15 protein-coding genes are annotated in these 19,104 nt (G+C 33.6%); 5 read left to right on the top strand and 10 right to left on the bottom strand.

All coding sequences use genetic code 11. From position 1 onward, the window contains the following. Nucleotides 1-137: 137 nt before the first annotated feature. From pyk to PYW44_RS05770, 8 genes are all read right to left on the bottom strand, one after another. Complete coding sequence (pyk, locus tag PYW44_RS05805; RefSeq protein WP_002507362.1) at nt 138-1,898, bottom strand: pyruvate kinase; 1,761 nt, start codon at nt 1,896-1,898, stop codon at nt 138-140. Nucleotides 1,899-1,918: 20 nt separating this feature from the next. Then, nucleotides 1,919-2,887 carry a 6-phosphofructokinase gene (gene pfkA, locus PYW44_RS05800; protein ID WP_002507361.1) on the bottom strand — a complete coding sequence of 323 codons (969 nt, stop codon included), beginning with the start codon at nt 2,885-2,887 and terminating at the stop codon, nt 1,919-1,921. Nucleotides 2,888-3,223: 336 nt separating this feature from the next. Then, entirely contained in the window at nt 3,224-4,168 is a 945-nt protein-coding gene (locus tag PYW44_RS05795) for an acetyl-CoA carboxylase carboxyltransferase subunit alpha (protein WP_021339082.1), read from the bottom strand. Further along, nucleotides 4,161-5,027, bottom strand: coding sequence for an acetyl-CoA carboxylase, carboxyltransferase subunit beta (gene accD / locus PYW44_RS05790; protein ID WP_002507359.1), 867 nt, complete (start codon nt 5,025-5,027; stop codon nt 4,161-4,163). The genes PYW44_RS05795 and accD overlap by 8 nt, the downstream gene beginning before the upstream one ends. 80 nt (nt 5,028-5,107) lie before the next feature. Continuing rightward, nucleotides 5,108-6,340 carry an NADP-dependent malic enzyme gene (gene ystJ / locus PYW44_RS05785; RefSeq protein ID WP_021339081.1) on the bottom strand — a complete coding sequence of 411 codons (1,233 nt, stop codon included), beginning with the start codon at nt 6,338-6,340 and terminating at the stop codon, nt 5,108-5,110. A gap of 255 nt (nt 6,341-6,595) precedes the next feature. Further along, nucleotides 6,596-9,799, bottom strand: a complete 3,204-nt coding sequence (locus tag PYW44_RS05780) for a DNA polymerase III subunit alpha (protein WP_021339080.1) — start codon at nt 9,797-9,799, stop codon at nt 6,596-6,598. 21 nt (nt 9,800-9,820) lie between these two features. Continuing rightward, nucleotides 9,821-10,756 (bottom strand): DHH family phosphoesterase, encoded by a 936-nt coding sequence (locus PYW44_RS05775; RefSeq protein WP_021339079.1) that lies wholly within the window; start codon nt 10,754-10,756, stop codon nt 9,821-9,823. Nucleotides 10,757-10,792: 36 nt separating this feature from the next. Further along, nucleotides 10,793-12,085 carry a DRTGG domain-containing protein gene (locus PYW44_RS05770; RefSeq protein WP_021339078.1) on the bottom strand — a complete coding sequence of 431 codons (1,293 nt, stop codon included), beginning with the start codon at nt 12,083-12,085 and terminating at the stop codon, nt 10,793-10,795. A 228-nt stretch (nt 12,086-12,313) separates the two neighbouring features. Between PYW44_RS05770 and PYW44_RS05765 the strand changes: the two genes are divergently transcribed. Next, a complete protein-coding gene (locus PYW44_RS05765; protein WP_002507354.1) occupies nt 12,314-12,727 on the top strand; it encodes a universal stress protein in 414 nt (137 codons plus the stop codon). Between the two features lie 218 nt (nt 12,728-12,945). On the opposite strand, the gene PYW44_RS05760 is transcribed toward PYW44_RS05765, so the two are convergent. After that, the gene (locus PYW44_RS05760) at nt 12,946-13,635 is read right to left on the bottom strand and encodes a metal-dependent hydrolase (protein ID WP_021339077.1); all 690 of its coding nucleotides are present in this window, start codon (nt 13,633-13,635) and stop codon (nt 12,946-12,948) included. Nucleotides 13,636-13,842: 207 nt separating this feature from the next. Here PYW44_RS05760 and PYW44_RS05755 point away from each other — a divergent pair, with 207 nt between their 5' ends. After that, nucleotides 13,843-14,895 carry a M24 family metallopeptidase gene (locus tag PYW44_RS05755; protein WP_021339076.1) on the top strand — a complete coding sequence of 351 codons (1,053 nt, stop codon included), beginning with the start codon at nt 13,843-13,845 and terminating at the stop codon, nt 14,893-14,895. Next, a complete protein-coding gene (locus PYW44_RS05750; RefSeq protein WP_002507351.1) occupies nt 14,892-15,521 on the top strand; it encodes a copper homeostasis protein CutC in 630 nt (209 codons plus the stop codon). Before PYW44_RS05755 ends, PYW44_RS05750 begins: the two co-directional genes overlap by 4 nt. A gap of 324 nt (nt 15,522-15,845) precedes the next feature. On the opposite strand, the gene ald is transcribed toward PYW44_RS05750, so the two are convergent. Then, nucleotides 15,846-16,961, bottom strand: a complete 1,116-nt coding sequence (gene ald / locus PYW44_RS05745; RefSeq protein ID WP_002507350.1) for an alanine dehydrogenase — start codon at nt 16,959-16,961, stop codon at nt 15,846-15,848. Nucleotides 16,962-17,102: 141 nt separating this feature from the next. Between ald and PYW44_RS05740 the strand changes: the two genes are divergently transcribed. After that, the gene (locus PYW44_RS05740) at nt 17,103-17,606 is read left to right on the top strand and encodes a universal stress protein (RefSeq protein WP_002507349.1); all 504 of its coding nucleotides are present in this window, start codon (nt 17,103-17,105) and stop codon (nt 17,604-17,606) included. A gap of 260 nt (nt 17,607-17,866) precedes the next feature. Beyond that, nucleotides 17,867-19,039 carry an esterase-like activity of phytase family protein gene (locus PYW44_RS05735; protein ID WP_021339075.1) on the top strand — a complete coding sequence of 391 codons (1,173 nt, stop codon included), beginning with the start codon at nt 17,867-17,869 and terminating at the stop codon, nt 19,037-19,039. The last annotated feature ends 65 nt before the right edge of the window (nt 19,040-19,104 follow it).

Below are 19,104 nucleotides of genomic sequence, written 5' to 3'. Positions count from 1 at the left end.
ACTTTGTTATTTCATATAAAGTTGAGTGAAAATTAAAAAGAGAGTTAATTGAATTTAAAATTCAATTAACTCTCAACTTCTTATATTATTTCAAACAGGAATTTACAACTACCTATTAGTTTATATTCGTAAATCTATTATAGAACGTTAGCATAACCTTCAAAGATTTTACCTTGATTTGCATCAATAGTAACTAAAACATCATTTTGTATTTCTTTAGTTGCGTTTTCAACACCAACAACTGTAGGAATACCTTTTTCTAAACCAATGATTGCACTTGGTGAAGTGATGCCATTTTCCTCTGTGATTAAACCAATTGCATTTTCAATATAAGGTACAAGTGTTTCGTCTACTGAAGACGTTACAATAATTGTTTCAGATAGATCTTTACCTTCTAACTCATTTGCATTATTAACAACAAGTGTTTGGCCAACAACTGAATTTCTACCAATACCTTGTCCTTTAGCAAGTTCATCTCCTACTAAATGTAATTTCATCATGTTAGTAGTACCTTTTTCACCTGTTGGAACACCAGCAGTGATAATAATTAAATCACCATTTTGAACTTTTTCAGTTTCAACTGCAGTTGCTACAGCATTATTTAATAATGCATCTGTAGTTTTACGTCCTTCTTTGATTACTGGATGAATTCCCCATACTAGAGCACATTGGCGTGCAGTTTCTGGATTAGGTGTTACTGCGATAATGTCTGATTGTGGACGATATTTAGAAATCGTACGAGCAGTTGAACCACTTTCTGTAGCAGCAACAATTGCTTTTACATTTAAGTTTAATGCTGTATGTGCAACTGAAACACCAATTGCGTTAACAAGTGACGTTTCTACTAATTTAGTGCGATCTGACAATAATTTTTTATAATCTTGTGCACCTTCAGCAGAAACTGCAATATTACGCATTGTTTTAACTGCTTCTTCAGGATAAAGTCCAGCAGCTGTTTCACCAGAAAGCATTACTGCGTCTGTACCATCATAGATTGCGTTGGCAACATCACTTGCTTCGGCACGTGTAGCACGTGGGTTTCTTTGCATAGAATCAAGCATTTGTGTCGCAGTGATAACAGGTTTGCCTAATTTATTACATTGTCTGATTAAATCTTTTTGCACCATAGGTACTGATTCTGGTGGAATTTCAACACCCATATCACCACGTGCAACCATTAAACCGTCTGAAACTTCAAGAATATCTTTGATGTTGTCAATACCTTCTTGGTTTTCAATTTTAGGTATAATGCTGATTGTTGTATTTTTTTGTGCTTCAAGTAATTTACGGATATCAAGTACATCACTTGGACGACGTACGAAACTAGCTGCGATGAAATCAACGCCTTCGCTAATACCAAAATTAATATCTTCAGCATCTTTATCAGTAATACCAGGTAAACTTACTTTAACGCCTGGTAAGTTTACGCCTTTTTTATTTTTTAATTCGCCAGTGTTTAATACATCACAAACAACTTCGCCATTATCTTTGTCGATACGTTTAACTTGTAATTCAATTAAACCATCATCTAATAAAATATATGAACCTTCTTCTACATCATTGATTAAATTATCATAAGTTACTGAGAATTTTTCAGGTGTACCTTCTACTTCTGTCATGCTTACGATGACTTCAGTATCTCTTTCAAGTTCAATACCGCCATCTTTCATACTGTGTGTACGAATTTCAGGTCCTTTAGTATCAAGTAAGATTGCAACAGTTTTACCTAATTTTTTAGATACTTTACGAATCGAGTCAATTCTTGCTTTATGTTCTGCATGATCACCATGTGAAAAGTTTAAACGAGCAACATTCATTCCGGCTTTCATTAATTTCTCAAGCATTTCTTCCGATTCTGACGCTGGTCCAATAGTACAAACAATTTTAGTTTTTCTCATTAATAATGCCTCCAAGTATTTTATATAGATAATTCATTTGTTAATTCATAAGTTTCAAAATCGAACTCATGTTGATCTGATCTAAATATTTCTTCAAATGGTGTATCAGTTAATTCATTATTACGGATTCCCACACCAATAGCAGTTTTCCCTTGTAATAATAAATCTACTGCATGACCACCTAAACGTGACGCTAACACACGATCTGCTCCACTTGGGCTACCACCACGTTGGATGTGACCCAATACAGAAACACGTGCATCAACATTAATATACTTAGTTAACTCTTGAGCGCAAGCCTCTCCAGACATACAACCTTCTGCTACCATGACGATTGAATGTTTTTTGCCTCTTTTAATACCATTATCGATTTTTTCAGCTACATCTTTGATGTCTGTTTCTACCTCTGGAACGATAATTGTTTCTGCACCTACAGACATGCCTGCCCACAATGCTAAGTCTCCACAATCACGTCCCATAACTTCTATAATAAAGGTTCTAGCATGACTCGATGCTGTATCACGGATTTTATCAACACAATCAATAATAGTGTTTAATGCTGTATCAAATCCAATTGTAAAATCTGAACCATTAATATCATTATCAATCGTACCAGGTATTCCAATTGTCTGGATTTCTTCACATTCTTCACTTATACGTTGCGCGCCTCTGTAACTACCGTCTCCACCGATAACTACAAGGCCTTCGATTCCTCTTTTACGTAAGTTTTCTATACCTTTCTTACGCATTTCTACTTCTTTAAATTCAGGACACCTTGCTGAATATAAAAAAGTGCCTCCGCGTTGAATTGTATCCCCAACAGAACCGAGTTCAAGCTTTTCGATATCATCGTTTAATAAACCTTGATAGCCTTGGTAAACACCATAGACTTCAATGTTATTAAAAATCGCTTTTCTAACTACAGCTCTTATAGCTGCGTTCATGCCTGGAGAATCTCCACCACTTGTCAACACTGCAATTTTTTTCATGACGACAAACCTTTCTAACATGTATTTCTTATTCTAAAAATACCATAAATAATACAATGGTGCCATTAAAATAAGGCTTTGTGCTAAATGTAAACGTTTTAAAGTAATCTAAACTATTAATTTATAAATAGTAAGCGTTTACTATAATTTTCGGCAAAAATGAAATGAGCGCTCTTATGTATTTACCTTTAAATTATATTTCTTAAACAATATATTTATTTTTTAAATAAAATAAATATTTGTGTTTACTCAATCTACTTCTCTACAACTATAAAAATGGCTGTGAAAAATCTATCGTCATAGATTTTTTCACAGCTCATCTCAATATATTTGATATTATTCGTGAAATGCTCCAATATTTCTAAATTTTGCATAACGGTCATCAACAAGTTGTTGTTTACTTAGCTGACTTAATTCTGCTAAATGATATTCAAAACCTTTCTTGATGTTTTGTGCTTGAATTTCAACATCATGGTGTGCACCACCTAATGGTTCTTTAATTACATCATCAGCTATATTGAGTTCACGTAAATCTTCAGCAGTAATCTTCATTGTTTCTGCAGCAATTTTTGCAAGATTACTGTCTTTCCATAACAGTGCAGAAGCACCTTCAGGTGAAATAACAGAATACGTACTATTTTCAAGCATCAATATACGATTTGTAATACCTAAACCTAAAGCTCCTCCACTACCACCTTCACCAATCACAATAGAAATGACTGGCACTGTTAACGAAGCCATTTCAACTAAGTTTCTAGCGATAGATTCACTTTGTCCACGTTCTTCTGCTGCTTTACCTGGATACGCACCTTTAGTATCGATAAAAGTAATAATAGGTCGATTGAATTTTTCCGCCTGTTTCATCAATCTAATTGCTTTTCTATAACCTTCTGGATGTGCCATCCCAAAATTACGATAAATATTATCTTTGGTATCTTTACCACGTTGTTGTCCAACTACAGTAACAGCTTGGCCATTCAAATAACCAATGCCACCAATCATTGCAGGATCATCTCTATAATTTCTATCACCATGAAATTCCATGAATGAATCAAATATATAAGGTATGTAATCTAAAGATGTAGGTCTTTCTTGTAAACGTGCTAATTGCACACGATCCCATGGTTTAAGGTTTGTATATACCTTTTCAGTCTCTCTCTCTAAAGAAGCTTCGAGCATATCAATTTCTTCTTGAAGATCTACATCATTCTTTTCTTGAGATTCTTTTAATGATTCAATTTTATTTTTTATTTCAAAAAGCGGCTTTTCAAAATCAAGCATTTGTTTTCACCTCTTGGTGCATTTTTAAGATATTAGATAACGTTGTTTTCATTTCTTTTCTATGTACTACTTTATCTAATTGACCATGTTCTAATAGAAATTCTGCAGTTTGGAAATCATCTGGTAATTTTTCATTAATAGTTTGTTCAATGACACGTCTTCCAGCAAATCCAATTAACGCTTTTGGTTCACTAAGATTAATATCACCTACAGAAGCAAAGCTTGCAGAAACACCACCTGTAGTTGGATTAGTGATGTAAGAAATATACAATAACCCCGCATCCGCGTGTTTCTTCAGTGTCACACTCGTTTTACCCATTTGCATTAACGATATAATACCTTCTTGCATTCTAGCTCCACCGCTTGCTGAAAATAAAATAAATGGCAAACGATTTTCAATACAATGCTCAATAATTCTACAAATTTTCTCGCCTACTACAGAACCCATGCTGCCCATTCTGAATCTAGCATCCATAACAGCAACACCATAACTTATACCTTCTAAATTTGCAGTTCCAGTCACTACTGCTTCGTTCAGCTCAGTTTTTTGTCGATCTTTTTGGATTTTTTCTTCATAACTTGGGAAGTCCAATGGGTTTGCCGAAGTCATGCCTCTATCAAATTCTTTAAATGTACCTTCGTCGGAAATAGCTTCAATACGTTTATAAGCTGTAAGTGCAATGTGATGATCACAGTTAAAGCAAACGTTTAAGTTTTCAGCTAATTCTTTCGTATACATAATTTTTTTACATTTAGGACATTTCGTCATAATACCTGCAGGAACATCACTTTGTTTTGAATCCGATACGGTCACGTACTTTTTCTTTTTACTACTTCTATTGAAAAAATCTTTAAACATTGGTAAACCTCCACATAAATATCGCAATCTTTCTCTACACTTAACTGTAAGTCACGTATTGAGTTCAGGATTAACGAATATTATTTATCTAAGTCTGTTAATTTCATTGTCTTTTCATAAATTTCCTCTGGATCCATATCATTTCTAGCAACGCCAGACTCCATTGCTGCTTTTGCAACTTCTCTAGCGACTGATGGTGCTACACGCTTATCAAACGGACCAGGAATACAATAATCAGGATTCAATTCTTCTTGATTAATTAAATTAGCAATTGCTTCAACCGCAGCCTGTTTCATTGCTTCATTAATTTGTGTTGCTTCTACATCTAAAGCACCTCTGAATATACCCGGAAATGCTAAGACATTATTAATTTGATTTGGAAAATCTGAACGGCCTGTTCCTATTACTTTTGCACCTGCTGCTTTTGCAACATCTGGCTGAATTTCTGGGTTAGGGTTTGCCATAGCAAAGATAATTGGATCATCAGCCATAGATTCGACCATCTCTTTTGTTAATAAATCTGCAACAGAAACGCCTATAAACACGTCAGCATCTCTGATGACATCATTTAAGCTACCCTCAATTTTCTCTCTATTAGTCCACTTAGCTACGTATGCTTTCGTATCATTCATACCGAAAGCACGATCTTCAAAAATAGCACCTTTAGAATCACACATAATCATATCTCTAACACCATAAGAATATAATAATTTAACAATAGCCATACCAGCTGCACCGGCACCATTAAGAACGACCTTAATGTCTGACAAATCTTTATCCACTATTCTTAAGGCATTGATCATACCTGCTACTGTAACGATTGCTGTACCATGTTGATCATCGTGAAATACTGGTATTTTAGTTTCTTTTTTCAAACGCTCTTCTATTTCAAAACAGCGCGGCGCTGAAATATCTTCTAAGTTAATGCCACCATAATTCGGTTCTAATAATTTCACAGTATTCACTATATCATTTGTATCTGTAGTATTTAATGCAATAGGCACACCATCGATACCAGAAAAACTTTTAAATAACACTGCTTTCCCTTCCATTACTGGGATACTCGCTTCTGCACCAATATTTCCTAATCCTAAAACAGCTGTACCATCTGTTACAACAGCTACAGTATTGCCTTTCATGGTATACTCAAAAACTTTTCGAGAATCTTCATGTATTTCTTTACAAGGCTCTGCGACACCTGGTGAATAAGCTAAACTTAATTCTTCTTTATTAGTAACTTGTACCTTAGGTGTTACTTCCAACTTTCCTTGATTTCGTCTATGCATTTCTAATGCTTCGTCTCTCAATGTCATGTAAATCTACCCCTTTACACTCAACTAGTATAAAAATCAGTTCATATATATTTTTATTACAATCTAACTTAAATTACAAATGATATTGCTAACAAGATGTCGATTTAACTCATACAGTTAATATTTGTAATAAAAATATATAGATTGATTTGACATTAAATAATTATTATTTTTAATTTAGTTAGAATTAAAACTGACGGCAAGTTTATGCTTAACCATCAGTTTACTATACCATAGTTCATAGCGCTATTAAAGTTAAATAATTCTTATATCCCAAGGGGAAAACCGTTGTATAAATGTATTTAATACGTCGTTATCACGTGTGATATAACCTATGATTTTGAACTTATTTTGCTCCTCTTGGAAATACTTAACAGGAATATAGTTACTATTTTCTGTTTGAGTTAAAAATTGCTTTAATTCTGTTTCATCGCTTAGGTTTCTAATTACAATTTGTTTCGCTTGTTCAAATGTACTCACTTCAAAAGCTTCAACCGTCTCTATCTGATTAATAATAAGCTGCTTCTTATTATTCCTATTTTCAAACTTACCTTTTAGGATAAATGTCTCATCCGTTTTCAAATCTGTTTCATATTTTTTGAATGTATCTGGAAAAACGACCCCATCCAAACTATTAACTCCATCATTTAGTGTTACAAAAGCCATATTTTGACCGTTTTTGGTACGTATACGTTTAATATTATCAATTTGAACAAAAATCGGTTGATTATCTCGTGCATTAGTAAGTTTATATATACCGAGATATTGCTTTTGTTCAAAAGCTTTTTCGACAGGGTGTGTTGAAACATAAAAGCCTAAATATTCTTTTTCATAATCACTCAATACTTTATCCGGCAATTCCTCTTTGTCTTCATATGTCGCTTTAGGCGTTAATACATCAAATATAAAGCCGTCTTGTTCAATATCAGATGAACTATCAAGTACTTGATCAATTGACTGTAGTAGTGTAGCACGATTTTTGCCAAAGGTGTCGAAAGCGCCTACTAATATGAGCGCTTCAAGTAATTTTCTAGATTTAATCCTTTTAGGAATACGTCTTGTAAAATCAAAAAAGTCTTTAAAATGCCCATTTGTTATGCGTTCATCAACAATTAACTTAACGCTTTGATAACCTACTCCTTTAATCGCACCGATTGACAAGTAGATACCCTGTTTAGTTGCTTTATAGAACCAGTGACTTTGATTAATATTCGGTGTTAAAATATTGATTGATTGATGCTTTGCTTCATCAATAATTTGCGCTGTCTTCTTCTCGCTTCCGATAGTATTGCTCAAAATATTAGCGTAAAAATAGTTAGGATAATGTACTTTTAAATAGCTCATAATATAAGCGATTTTAGAATAGCTTACAGCATGGGCACGTGCAAAGCCATAGTCTGCAAATTTTAGAATCAAATCAAATATTTGTTTACTTAAACTTTCATCGTAGCCATTTTTCAAAGCACCATCCACAAAGTGTTGACGTTCATTTTCTAATACAGCACGGTTCTTTTTACTCATCGCTCGTCTTAAAATATCCGCTTCTCCATAACTAAAGTTTGCGAACTTACTGGCAATTTGCATGATTTGTTCTTGATAAATGATAACGCCATAAGTGTTACTTAATATCGGTTGTAAATCACTATGCAAATATTGCACTTTAGATGGATTATGCCTTCTCGTAATATAGGTAGGTATTTCCTCCATAGGACCTGGTCTGTATAAAGACGTTACGGCTACAATATCTTCAAAATGTTCAGGTTGTAATTTTTTCAATACATTTCTAATACCATCTGATTCAAGTTGGAAAATACCTGTAGTATCACCTTGAGATAATAATTGAAAGACTTTGCTATCATCAAAAGGTATTTGCTCTATATCAATATGTGTATTCGTGTCTTTTTTAACTTGTTTCACAATTTGATGAATAATGGATAAATTCCGTAACCCTAAGAAGTCGATCTTCAACAATCCTATTCTCTCTGCTTCCGTCATCGTCCATTGTGTTAATAATCCAGTATCACCTAACGTCAATGGTGCATATTCATATAATGGGTGATCATTAATAATGATACCTGCAGCATGTGTTGATGTATGGCGAGGTAACCCCTCTAATTTTTTACTAATTTCAAACCATCGTTCATGCCTATGGTTTCGGTGTACAAACTGTTTAAAATCATTTTGTTCGTAAGCTTGATCTAAAGTTATACCTAGCTTGTGTGGTATTAATTTTGAAATTTCATTCAAAGTAACCTCATCAAATCCCATAATTCTACCAACATCTCTAGCTACTGCTCTAGCTAACAAATGACCGAACGTTACAATACCAGCAACATGATTATCACCATATTTTTCCTGGACATATTGAATAACTTTATCTCTATGCGTATCTTCAAAATCAATATCAATATCCGGCATTGTTACACGTTCCGGATTAAGAAAACGTTCAAACAATAAATTATATTGTATAGGATCAACCGTAGTAATATTTAAAAGATAACTTACCAATGACCCTGCCGAAGAACCACGACCAGGTCCTACTAATACATCATGCGTTTTCGCATAGTGTATTAAATCACTTACTATAAGAAAGTAATCTTCAAACCCCATGCGAGTAATGACTTGATACTCATGAACAAGTCTTTCTCTATAAGTGTCGAATTGGTTATGATTTAAATTAAGTTGATTTAAGTTTTCTTGTAATACTTGCCATAAATAATCTTTTGATTGCTGATTATCCGGCGTTTTAAATTTAGGTAATAAAGACTGATGATATATCATTTCAGCCTGGCATACTTTTGCAAGTTGATTTGTGTTATCTAGCACTTCCTTACTTAAATGAAGTGTAGTCAAATCGCTATAATCGTATAAATGTGCATTATAATCAGGTTGTTCACTCACTAAATCTAATTTAGCGTTATCCCTGATGGCAGCGAGCGCAGTAAGCGTATCAGCATCTTGTTGGTTAAGATAACGTGTACTTTGAGCCCAAACCATTGGTAATTCCAATGTTACTTCACTCGTATGATTTACATAAACATGTGTATCATCAGTAAAATCAGCTACAATAGCTTCATTTGATGATGATACATCTTTAAAAATAACAACAATATGCTGTAGATATTTTTTCAGCCACTCTATAGGTGTTTCAGTTTTTTCTTTCATTTTTATAGCAGACGACAGCTTAAACATATCTTTTAGTCCTTGCTCATTTTGCGCTAGCACTATCGTTTCCACTGACTCTAAACCATCTGTCACAAAAATCGTCATACCGAAAATAGGATGAATATTTGCTGCAATACACGCGTCATAAAATTGTGGGTAACCGTATAAGACATTTGTGTCTGTAATCGCTAACGCGGTGTACCCTTCTTTAGCGGCCTTAGCAACAACATCTTTTATTCTCAAACTAGAATGTAATAAGTCGTATGTTGTATGAATATTTAAATGCGTAACCATCAGCAAACACCTCCTATATACTTACAACTTATTATTTAAAGCTTCAGCCAATGACTTAAATTCATTCCAGTTTGCAACAGAAACACCTGATGCATTTGGATGGCCTCCACCACCAAATTCACTTGCAATATCATTAATCACAATGCCTTTTGAGCGGATGCGACATCTTATTTCAGTGCCTTCATCAACAGCAAAGACCCATATCTTCAAGCCTTGAATATCTGCAATCGCATTTACAAATAATGAAGCTTCGTTAGCCGCAATATGAAACTGCTTAAGCACATCTTGTGTAATAATTATTTTACAAAATCCATTTTCATCTAACTCAAAGTTCTGTAATACATATCCTTGGAAGGGTAAGAGTTTCGGGTCTTTTTCGCCCATTTGATTAAGCTCTTCATTATGATTAAATGGATATTTGAGTAACTGGCTTGCAACTTCCATCGTATGGGACGTCGTATTATTAAATAAGAAACGACCTGTATCACCAACAATTCCTAAATATAGTACGCGTGCAACAGAGGCATCTATCACTGTTGTGTCATTAAAATGCGCAATAAAGTCAAAGATAATTTCACTTGTAGAAGAAGCCTGTGCATTCACATAATTAATATCACCATATTGATCCACTGCTGGGTGATGGTCGATTTTAATTAGGGAACGACCTTTATTAAAGCGCTCATCACTAATCCTTGGTGAATTAGCCGTATCACAAACAATCACTAATGCATCTTTGTATTGTTCATCTGTAATTTCGTCAAAAGTTCCAATAAAATCTAACGAAGGCTCTGCTTCCCCAACTGCAAATATGTTTTTTTCTGGAAACTTTAATGTTAAATAGTGTTTCAAACCAAGCTGTGAACCATAAGCATCTGGATCAGGTCTGACATGTCTATGTATAATAACTGTTTCAGCTTCGTTAATTTCACTCATAATTTGATTGAATTCTTTAGTCATTTATATCTTCCTTTTCATTAGTTATATAAAATTCGTTTAGTCTATCATCTGGCAGATAATCATTGCTTTCGCTACATGATGCTCATCAGTAGACATTGTCACTTCTAATTTAGCAAAGTTTCTTCCTACATCTAACATATCATAATGCACATCGATTTCTGATTCGATTTGTACTGTCTTAATATATATGATGTTCAAACTTTCTATCATGACTTCAAGTTTTTTTAACTTTCTCATTTCATAGCGTACTGTTTCTTCAATTATAGCGACAAATACAGCTTTACTTAAAGTACCATATTGATTCGTTAATAACGGGGTTGTTTGTACTTGAATACCATTATTTGTAATGTTGATATGTTTTGCAATTTGATCATTAATAGTTTCTCCCACTTGAGGTTGTCGACTTAATAATTGCATCGCTGTTAATACATCTTTTCTCGTTATAACACCTATAAGTTTTTTGCTACTTGTAGTCACTGGTAACAGTTCTATACCTTCCCAAATCATCATATGGGCACAGTTTGCTACTGTGGTAGTTAATTGGACATTTATAGGTGCCTTCGTCATAAACTGAGCTATCGTGTCATAATCATCCATTTTAATAATTTCTTTGCTCGTAATAATACCTACTAATTTCCATTGTTCATCAATAACTGGAAATCTTGAATGTCCAGTAGCTCTTGCTTTTTCTTTATAATCAATCAACTTCATATTTTCAAAGATTACTGTGCTCTCTTTCACTGATTTTACAATATCTTCAACGACCAATATTTCTTTACGAATCATTTGGTTATACATTGCTCTATTAATGATGTTTGCTACTAGATATGTGTCATAATTAGAAGAAAGTATTGGTAGATCATGTTCATCCGCATACTTTATAATTTCATCAGAAGTTCTAAAACCACCTGTAATCAGCACCGCACTTCCTCTTTTTAAAGCTGCTAATTGTACATCTTTACGATTACCAACAATTAATAATGTATGCGTACTTAAATATTTTACTACATCGTCTATCTCCATCGCACCTATGGCAAACTTGGTTAGTGTTTTAATTAAACCGTTTCTGCCGCCTAACACTTGACCGTCTATAATTTTTACAATTTCACCAAATGTAAGTTGTTCAATTTGTTCGCGCGTTTTCTTTTCTATGCGAACAGTACCTACGCGGTCAATTGTTGCTACCAAGCCAATTTGACCAGCATCTTTAATCGCTCGGTAAGCTGTACCTTCAGATACACTTAAATCCTTCGCTACTTTTCTAACAGAAATTTTTTGTCCTACTGCTAGAGATTCTATATATGATAAAATTTGCTCATGCTTTGTCATTTAAATAACCTCATTTTTATTGAACAGTTTCTATGCCATTATAACTTCTTATATCTAAAATTGCGATGTCACAATTCAAATTATGGTAGATTATAACTTTATAATGTTGAACTGCACCTTTTAAATAATATAAATAATTCTTTTTAAGAAATTAATATGTAAGATTTTATATTATAATTGGATTTATCAAGGAATTTTGATTAGAATGATATCAAGGAGGGATGAACAATGTTCAAAAATATTTTACTTGGTGTAGATACAACACTTACTAACGAAAAAGCACTTAAAGAAGTATCAAAATTAGCAGGTGAAGGAACGACGGTCACTATTTTAAATTCAATTAGTGAACAAGATGCACAATCATCAATTAAATCTGGTATTCATTTAGATAAATTAGTTGAAAAGCGCAGCAAAGGACTTGAGCCAACACGTAAGGCTTTAGATGAATATGGCATCAAATATGATGAAATTATTGTTCGTGGCAGTGCCAAAGAACAACTAGTTAAACAAGCAAATAGTGGCAAATATGAAATCGTCGTACTCAGTAACCGCAAAGCTGAGGAAAAGAAAAAATTTGTCCTTGGTAGCGTCAGCCATAAGGTGGCGAAAAGAGCAAACATCCCTGTTCTTATTGTAAAATAATATAAAACTCAAACACCTTTGTATTAATTTGAGTTTATCATCTAAACAAACCTAGCGCACAAATGCATTGGGTTTGTTTTTTTAGTTTATATTCTTAAAAATTTGAAATATAAATGAATGCTTAGAATAATTCTTATAAATAAACATAAAAATGTCGACAAAATAATGAAATTTTGTCGACATTTTATTTTATTATGAATTCTAATCCATTAAAGGTTTTAAAATTTAACTGATTCTCCAGGTTTTAAAATTTGTACCTCTCCTACCGTAACAGAAGATTTAAATTCATTTGGATCTTGTTCAATCAATTCAAATGTATCATAGTGCACAGGTACAGTAATTTTAGGTTTTATAAATGTGTTGATTGCATAACTTGCATCATCGATACCCATAGTAAAGTTATCACCAATAGGTACAAAACAAACATCCACAGGATGACGTTCTGCAATTAATTTCATATCGCTGAATAATCCTGTATCTCCAGTGTGATAAATTGTTTTGCCTTCAACTTCTATAATAACCCCCATCGGCATGCCAAGATAAACTGGAATACCATTATCGTCAGTTAAACTTGAACTGTGAAAAGCTTGTACAAATTTCACTGTACCAAATTCAAATTCAACTTTACCACCAATGTTCATTGGTCTTACATTTTCAACATTTTTATTTGTAGTTAAATAATCACCCAGTTCTGCCGAACCAATTACAGTTGCATTATTTCTATTAGCTAATTCGACTGTATCTCCGAAATGATCACCATGACCATGCGTTAAAATGATATAGTCTACTTCTATAGCATTTGCATCTAAATCTGACTGACCATTGCCAGTAATAAATGGATCTACAATTACTTTTTTACCGTTCGCTTCAAAATAAATCGTTGATTGTCCATGAAATGATAAGTTCATTATATGAATTCCTCCCATAAATCTGTTTATTTACTACATACCACATTCATGCCATTTTATAACATATCCGTTCATTTTATATAGCGCTTTTATGCATATTTTTAAAACATTTAGCTAAAATAGCATCATTATAACATTTTATTTTTGAATTCCGTAATGAACTAACATAAACTTAGAATGATAGTATTTTTAGGAGGATGATGATAAATGAAATTAGAACAGATTACCGCAGAATTAAAATCACAACAAGCTGGAGCAGCATGGATTACAACACCATTAAACATTTTTTACTTTACAGGCTATTTAAGTGATCCTCATGAACGTTTACTCGCATTATTAATCAAAGAAAATGGTGAACAAGTATTATTTTGTCCACAATTAGAAGTTGATGAAGTAAAATCCTCTCCTTTTGAGGGCGAAGTAATTGGATATTTAGACACAGAAAATGCATTAGACAAATATACGTTCACTGTAAATAAATTATTAGTTGAAGCTGAACATTTAACAGTAAAACGTCAACGCGAACTCGTTGAAGCATTTAATGTACAAACTTTTGGTGATATTGACCAAACAATTAAAGACTTACGTAATGTTAAAAGCGAAAATGAAATTGCTACTATTAAAAAAGCATGTGAACTTGCTGACAAATGTATTGAAATCGGTGTAGACTTTTTAAAAGAAGGTGTCACGGAACGCCAAGTTGTCAATCATATTGAGAATGCAATCAAAGATTACGGTGTGAATGAAATGAGTTTCGATACGATGGTACTCTTCGGCGATCACGCTGCTTCACCACATGGTACGCCTGGTGATCGTCAATTACAAAAAGATGAATATGTACTATTTGATCTTGGTGTTATTTATAACAATTATTGTAGTGATATGACTAGAACCGTTAAATTTGGCGAACCAAATGATAAAGCTCAAGAAATATATAATGTTGTTTTGAAAGCTGAACAAGAAGCAATTGCAGCAATCAAACCAGGCGTTACAATTAAAGATGTAGATGATATTGCACGTAATATTATCAGTGATGCAGGTTATGGTGATTATTTCCCTCATCGTTTAGGACATGGATTAGGCTTAGAAGAACATGAGTATCAAGATGTTTCTAGTTCAAATACCAACCAATTTGTTGCTGGAATGGTTATCACTGTTGAACCAGGCATATACGTTCCCGGCGTTGCAGGTGTACGTATTGAAGACGATATTTTAGTAACTGAAGATGGTAATGAAAGTTTAACGGGTTACGAAAAATGATAAAAGAAGCGGTTGTTGAAACAATTCAACAAGTTGAACAAGCAATAAGCAATGGTGCTGATCGTATAGAATTATGTGATAACTTGAGTGTCGGAGGAACAACACCTAGCATAGGAATGATTGAAATCGCGACAGAAATTTGTCATACCAATGAGGTTGAAATCGCAGTAATGATTCGCCCGCGTGGTGGTAATTTCGTATATAATTTATATGATTTTGAAATCATGCAACGAGACATGAAAGCAATCAAACAACTTAACGTAGATTACTTTGTATTCGGATGTTTGACAGAAGATAATGTCTTAAATGAATGGCAAATGAAGACTTTGAACAACCTAGCATCACCTGTACCATCCGTGTGTCATATGGCGTTCGATGAAATTCATTTACATGGTCAAATCAAAGCGCTACATCAGCTGATTGATATTGGCTTTGTTAGATTACTTACACATGGTGGTCCATCAGGGACTGATATTTTCGATAATTTAAATCAACTCGGCAAGCTTGTGGTTAATACAGGCGGACGTATCGAAATCATGCCTGGTGGCGGGTTAAATAAAGATAATTTGCAAGATTTAATATCTTCTTTCCCTTTCCAAGAAGTACATGGTACAAGAATCGTTTAAAACTTGTCATTGATAGTTTAACTTCTTAAAACATAAGATCTTATAGAGTCAATAAAACAGGCTGGGACATAATTACATGTCTCAGCCTGTTTTATTATATTGGCAGCAGCTGACTGAATTGAAAATACGCTTATAACAAACTTTTAAAGAACTACTACTGGCCATATAACACTACTAGACAATTATGTATAAAAAGTGCCGACAAAGTCAGTTACTTTGTCGGCACTTTAGAGTGAGATACATAAATATATGTCCTACTCTTATTTTATTTACATCAATTTAATACAATCAATTCGTTATGGTTGAGTTGTATTATAGGTATTTTTATTTTAATGCACTTTCAATATCGGTATATGATAAGTTTAATGCATCTGCAACACCTTTATTAGTTAATTCACCATTAATCGTACTTAAGCCTAAAGATAAAGCTGGATTATCTTGTAGTGCTTTTAAATAGCCTTTTCCAGCTACTTGTTGCGCATATGGTAACGTCGCGTTGTTTAATGCGATTGTTGACGTACGCGGTACTGCACCAGGCATATTAGCTACTGCATAATGTACTACGCCATGTTTTTTATAAGTTGGGTCATCGTGTGTAGTAATACGATCTGTTGTTTCGAAAATGCCACCTTGGTCGATCGCAATATCAACAATCACTGCCCCATCTTTCATTTGTTTAACCATTTCTTCAGTAACAAGTTTTGGTGCTTTTGCGCCTGGAATAAGCACTGCACCAATGACTAAGTCACTATTTTTAACGCATTGCTCTATGTTTAATGGGTTTGACATGATTGTATGTACTCGACCACCAAATAAGTCTTCTAATTGTTGTAAACGTTTAGGGTTAACATCTAAAATTGTAACGTCAGCACCTAAACCTAAAGCAATTTTCGCAGCATTAGTACCGGCTTGGCCACCACCAATAATACTTACGCGTCCTTTTTCTACGCCAGGTACACCACCAAGTAGAATACCCATGCCACCTTTATATTTCTGTAAGAACTCAGCACCAATTTGAGCAGACATACGACCTGCCACCTCACTCATTGGTGTTAATAATGGTAAAGAACGATCTGGCAATTGCACTGTTTCATAAGCGATACTAATAACTTTGTTTTCTAATAAAGCTTTAGTCAATTTCTCTTCATTTGCTAAATGTAAATAAGTAAATAAAATTAATCCTTCCTCAAAGAATTGGAATTCTTCTTCCAATGGTTCTTTAACTTTCATAACCATATCTACGTTCCATACTTCAGCTTGTTCATTTACAATTTTTGCACCAGCTTCAGTATAGTCCACATCATCAAAATAAGAGCCTAAACCAGCAGATTTTTCAACAACAACATTATGACCTTGCTCAACTAATGCATGCACACCACTTGGGGACAAACTCACCCTGTTTTCATTGTTTTTAATCTCTTTAGGAATACCTATAATCATTTCATCCACCTCCAAATTTATAGTAACGTGTATTCTATGAAAGCGCAATCAAAGAATAGAGTACTTTTACAACAGTGAATTATGTTAATATTCTGTAAATGGTGGTATAATATATATAAGAAGAATAAGGAGGTCATTGATATGCTAACTTATAAAAACATTTTAATTGCGGTAGATGGTTCACACGAGGCTGAATGGGCGTTTAATAAAGCTGTAGATGTTGCAAATCGTAACGAAGCAAAATTAACAGTTGTGAACGTCATTGATTCACGAACATATTCATCATACGAGGTTTATGATGCACAGTTCACTGAGAAATCTAAAAATTTCTCTGACGACTTGTTAAAAGGTTATAAAGAAGTTGCAACAAACGCTGGTATTAAAGATGTTGAAACTCGCTTAGAATTTGGTTCTCCAAAAGCAATTATTCCAAAAAAATTAGCGTCTGAGGTAGAAGCTGATTTAATTATGTGTGGTACTTCTGGTTTAAATGCTGTAGAAAGATTTATTGTTGGTTCTGTATCTGAAGCAATCGTGCGCCACTCACCTTGTGATGTACTCGTTGTACGCACTGAAGAACTGCCAGAAGATTTCCAACCACAAGTAGCAACAGACGAACTTAGATCGCAACACCAAGCTCACTAAAATATACTAGTTTAATTTTATAAAAATGATTTAGTTACATTTAAAGTCTAAACAAAAGTTATTAATTTGTTTCGCTAGGATAGTTTGTTCATTTATTTAGAGCAATCTATCCTTTTTAATATCCAAAGGAATGAGCATGTAAAGTTATATTGCGCATTCAAAGTGATTTTTACAAACTCCTTATCAAAACTTCATATACACTTTAAACAAAAGATATATGATTGAAGTGAAACGCATAATGAAAGGAGTATGAACAACTTATGAAACCGATGCATAAAGCACTTATAACAAGCATGTTCACATTATTTATTTCGAGCACATCATTACATAGTGAAATAATTGCTGCAGAAAAAGACAATACAACACGTACAGAAGATCGTCTCAAATTAATAGACACTAAAATCTTACCGTTTGATAAAACTTACAAAGATACGAAAGTTGGCGGATTGTCTGGTATAACGTATGACCCTAAAAATGATAAATGGTTACTTATTAGCGATGACCGATCAGAACACAATCCAGCAAGATTCTATGAAGCTGATATTGACTATAATAGCAATGAATTCAAAGACGTCAAATTTAATGGCGTCCACAAGTTAAAACAACCGAATGGCAAAGATTACATCAATAAAGAGCAATATAAGAACGACGATGATAATATTGTTGCTGACCCAGAATCGATACGGTTCGACCCACATACTAATGAGATTCTATATACTAGTGAAGGAGATCGTTCCTTAGGATTGAATCCATTTATTCGTAAAGCAACTGAAGATGGTAAATATTCAACTGAAATTCCTGTTAAAGATACAATAAAAATGGATAAACAAAATAAGAAAGGTTTCCGTAATAATCAAGCTATTGAAGGTAGCACTTTTTCTCAAGATGGTAATACGTTATGGACTTCTATGGAGGGCCCTCTAATACAAGATGGCCAAAAACCTACACCTGAATCAGGCGCTTTATCACGCATCACACAATATGATCGCGAAGGCAACATATTATCTGAATTTGCATATCCACTTGATGCCATTCCTAAAAAACCTGGCAAAAACAAACAAGCTGATAATGGAATCACAGAAATATTAGCCATTAATGATCATGAATTTCTCACTCTAGAACGTGCATCTGTACAAGCAGAAGATGGTTCATTTAGTAATTATGTGCGTATATATAAAATAGATGTTAGTAAAGGAACTGATATCAAAGATATAAATTCACTCAAAGAGACAAACGCAAAACCTTTAAACAAAACGCTGGTTGCTGATTTAAATGAACAAGATATTGGTAAAGTTGATAACATTGAAGGCATGACTTTTGGTAAAAAACTGCCCAATGGTAATGACAGTCTAGTATTGACAGCCGATAATAACTTTAATGAAACACAACAATCTCAAATTATTGCTTTTGAGGTTAAACCAGAGAAAAAATAATCCATTTTAAAAACTGATTAATAAAATAATAAAAGCACCCATTCATTATTTTTTCTAATGAATGG

The organism is Staphylococcus equorum, assembly GCF_029024965.1.
Taxonomy (GTDB): Bacteria; Bacillota; Bacilli; order Staphylococcales; family Staphylococcaceae; genus Staphylococcus; species Staphylococcus equorum.
The sequence above is the reverse complement of the archived record's forward strand: the minus strand, read 5'-3'. Positions and strand labels throughout refer to the sequence as shown.